This window comes from Blautia faecis, from assembly GCF_020554845.1.
Classification (GTDB): domain Bacteria; phylum Bacillota; class Clostridia; order Lachnospirales; family Lachnospiraceae; genus Blautia_A; species Blautia_A faecis.
The window spans coordinates 1-3245 of the sequence record NZ_JAJCIA010000070.1 but is presented as its reverse complement, the minus strand read 5'-3'; the positions used below and the strand labels follow the sequence as shown (position 1 = coordinate 3245).

The window sequence follows — 3245 nt, the reverse complement described above, 5'->3', positions numbered from 1 at the left end:
CTTCGGGTCACACCGTTCTCTGCGACAAAATAGTTACTTGTCACTATTAAGCCTTGATTTCTCAAGGCTTTCGGCGCCCCTGCCAAGTAGTCGAAGTGACGGGATTCGAACCCACGACCTCTGCGTCCCGAACGCAGCGCTCTACCAAACTGAGCCACACTTCGCCAACTGCAAGTGATATTATACATAGAATATACTGGCTTGTCAACAGAAAAATTGAAAAAATTCAAAAAAATTCAAAAAGAATTGAAATTAACCAGGTCTTATTTGGGGAGAGGCATTTAAATTAATTCATTTGAACAGATGTTCCAAGTGAAACAGAATGCGTTTTTATGAATGAAAATTCTGTTTTTTCATATACATTAATGAGTGAGATGCATAAAAAGGGGAGGGCGTCAGTTGGTGGGATATCGGCGTTTTATCGCATATGTATATGAATACCGAAAAGGGAAAAAGGAAGATAATTGTGGCTTTATGAAGGTGGAAGTGAGAAATCACATGTGTACAATTGAACCACGTCTTCAGGTAGGAAACCTGGCAGCAGGAGAAGTGTGCAAAGTATATGGATTTGTGCGAAAAGAGGGACTGATGAATGGAATTTTGCTGGGCAGCTGCAAAACGGAGGCAAATAGAATCGAATGTCTGGTGGAAACAGACGGAATGGATATGGGGGGCTCGGGAATTCCTCTGGAAAAAATGGGAGGTATGATTTTGCTTACAGAATCGGGAGGCTTTTTTGGAACAGAGTGGGATGACCAGACAATCCGCCCGGAGAATTTTAAGGAAAGTATAATAAAGAAAGAAGAAACTGGTACCGTATGTGAAATAATAAAAGAGAAAGCAGAAGAAAAGCTGGAGAATGAAAGCAAGCCGGAAACAGATTCCACACCTGATTTAGATGACAGGCATGAAGTGGAGGATGTGGTGGAACAAATGCAGGATGATCTGCTGGAAGCAGAAGAAATGATAAGTGATGAACCACAAGCAAAAGATGAGCCAACCGTGGGGGGAATATGGGAAGCAGAGCAAAAAATTACCTGTAGAGTAAATACAAAACAAGAGGAAAAGGAGAAAACCATAGCACTCCCATTTGGTCAGCCCTTCTGCCCGTTCCAAGACAGCGATCTGAACCAGTGCTGGAAAATTACACCCCAGGATCTGGTCCATTTTCCAAGAAGACAATGCGCCCTTCGCAACAACCGTTTTTTGCAATACGGATACTACAATTTCGGACATCTCCTTCTGTGCCACAGATCAAATGGCCGGTACATACTTGGTGTACCCGGAAGCTACGACCAGCAGGAACAGTTTATGGCAGGCATGTTCGGCTTTTCCTGCTTCAAAGAAAGCAACTGTATCAAGGTGAAAAAAGGCAGGGGAGGGTACTGGTACCGTGCGATTGATCCACCTGCCGGTTGTTAAAATTGACATCCCTGTGCGAACTGCCTATAATAAAGCTATTGCCGCTGCGGCGCCTGAAATGAAAATGACAGCGCAGCGGCAAAAATGCCGAGATTCACCATAAAGTAGTAGAAAGTAAAGGTAAAAAATGCTTACAGATCAGGAACGTTATATGAAAGAGGCTATTCGCCAGGCAAAGAAAGCCCGGGCATTGGAAGAGGTGCCAATTGGCTGTGTGATCGTTTGCAACGGGCAGATCATTGCAAGAGGCTATAATCGGAGAAACACGGACAAGAATACCCTTTCTCACGCAGAATTGAACGCGATTAAAAAGGCAAGCAAAAAATTAGGAGACTGGAGACTGGAAGGCTGCACGATGTATGTAACCTTAGAGCCTTGCCAGATGTGCGCCGGAGCGCTTATGCAGTCCAGAATTGACCGTGTGGTTATCGGCAGCATGAATCCAAAAGCAGGATGTGCCGGTTCTGTGCTGAATCTTTTGGAAATGGATGGCTTTAACCACAAGGTAGAAGTAATCCGCGGTGTCCTTCAGGAAGAGTGTTCCATCATGCTTTCCGATTTTTTTCGCGAGCTTCGGGAAAAGAAGAAAATGCTGAAAAAATCTTTGGCAGAGCAGGTTGGAAAATCAGAAAATTAGTGGTATGATAAAAAACAAAGCAAAAAATACATCAAGTCGTCTGAAATGCCACAGGATGAAAGAATTATGATTTGATGGAACGTTGTGGAACATTATGTAAACAACCACATAGAAAATGACAGGAGGAAAATACAATGGAACTTGAAGTATTGAGAAAAGACATGGTAGCTGCCATGAAAGCGAAGGATAAAGTAACAAAGGATGCAGTCTCTTCCCTGATTTCCGCAGTGAAGAAGGTGGCAATCGACGAAGGCTGCCGTGACGATATCAGTGGCGAACTGGTTGACCGTGTTATCCTGAAAGAGCTGAAATCTGTGAAAGAGCAGATCGACACCTGTCCGGAATCCAGACAGGATCTGAAAGATGAATATCAGGCAAGATATGATGTGATTGCGAAATACGCTCCAAAGCTGATGGACGCTTCTGAGATCAAGGCTTACCTTACAGAGAAACATGCAGACCTGATCGCTTCTGGAAACAAAGGACAGATCATGAAGACTATTATGCCAGAGCTGAAGGGCAAGGCTGACGGCAAGGTGATCAATCAGGTCGTAGCGGAGCTGTGCAAATGATTTTTCACAGCTTGCATTCAAAATAGAATAGCAAACTAAAAATAGGACACATATTGTAAAAATGGCGTGAACAACACATTCACAGCCCTGATACAATATGTGTCTTTTTGTTTGCCTGGGGCGTACCGCGCCAGAGCCTGTTTGAAAAAGCATTCCAGTAATTTGCTCTCCCCATTTTGCAGAAATCTATTTTAATACAAAAAAAGAACGCCCTCATCCGACGTTCCACAATCATCTTATTTCGCGCGCCGCACCTCGGAATGGTCTCACAGACGTTACCTCTACAGTTAACTCAGCCCAGGCACCCTCACGGCACACAGGAGATTCTACTTAGTGCTGCTACATTCCTGTCCTGACACGGTTCATAGAGTCCTGTTGCGTAAGACCCAAACGTCAACGCCACTTATAAAGGGCAGCTCCACAAGATACAAGCCTCAGATTGGCATCACCCCTGCTGTAGCGGATTGCAGGTACAGGGCACCGCTATCTCCCCGGCTGCGCGGAATTTAATTATAAAGGAAGACTGTGGATTTGTCAAGCCACTGCTGCAAAACAGCAAAAAAATTATGAACCATTTATGATAATGTCCTAATATACCACAAAGGAAAATGTCC

3 protein-coding genes, 1 tRNA gene and 1 other RNA gene are annotated in these 3245 nt (G+C 44.1%); 3 read left to right on the top strand and 2 right to left on the bottom strand.

Annotated elements, in window-relative coordinates:
* Positions 1-90 precede the first annotated feature (90 nt).
* Positions 91-164 (bottom strand) — tRNA-Pro (locus LIZ66_RS18140).
* A gap of 238 nt (positions 165-402) precedes the next feature.
* Between LIZ66_RS18140 and LIZ66_RS18135 the strand changes: the two genes are divergently transcribed.
* The 3 genes from LIZ66_RS18135 to LIZ66_RS18125 all read left to right on the top strand — a co-directional run bounded on the left by LIZ66_RS18135 (position 403) and on the right by LIZ66_RS18125 (position 2631).
* Entirely contained in the window at positions 403-1422 is a 1020-nt protein-coding gene (locus LIZ66_RS18135) for a DUF6128 domain-containing protein (RefSeq protein ID WP_227200622.1), read from the top strand.
* A gap of 127 nt (positions 1423-1549) precedes the next feature.
* On the top strand, positions 1550-2059 hold the full coding sequence (gene tadA, locus LIZ66_RS18130; protein ID WP_118577972.1) for a tRNA adenosine(34) deaminase TadA: 510 nt from the start codon (positions 1550-1552) through the stop codon (positions 2057-2059).
* Between the two features lie 134 nt (positions 2060-2193).
* Positions 2194-2631, top strand: coding sequence for a GatB/YqeY domain-containing protein (locus tag LIZ66_RS18125; RefSeq protein ID WP_195379972.1), 438 nt, complete (start codon positions 2194-2196; stop codon positions 2629-2631).
* A gap of 241 nt (positions 2632-2872) precedes the next feature.
* On the opposite strand, the gene ffs is transcribed toward LIZ66_RS18125, so the two are convergent.
* Positions 2873-3134, bottom strand: an RNA gene (gene ffs / locus LIZ66_RS18120) — signal recognition particle sRNA large type.
* Positions 3135-3245: the final 111 nt, after the last annotated feature.

Bases quoted from the DNA above. Each gene is read 5' to 3' on its own strand.
- tadA (WP_118577972.1), top strand. From the start codon at position 1,550: ATGCTTACAGATCAGGAACGTTATATGAAAGAGGCTATTCGCCAGGCA.
- LIZ66_RS18125 (WP_195379972.1), top strand. From the start codon at position 2,194: ATGGAACTTGAAGTATTGAGAAAAGACATGGTAGCTGCCATGAAAGCG.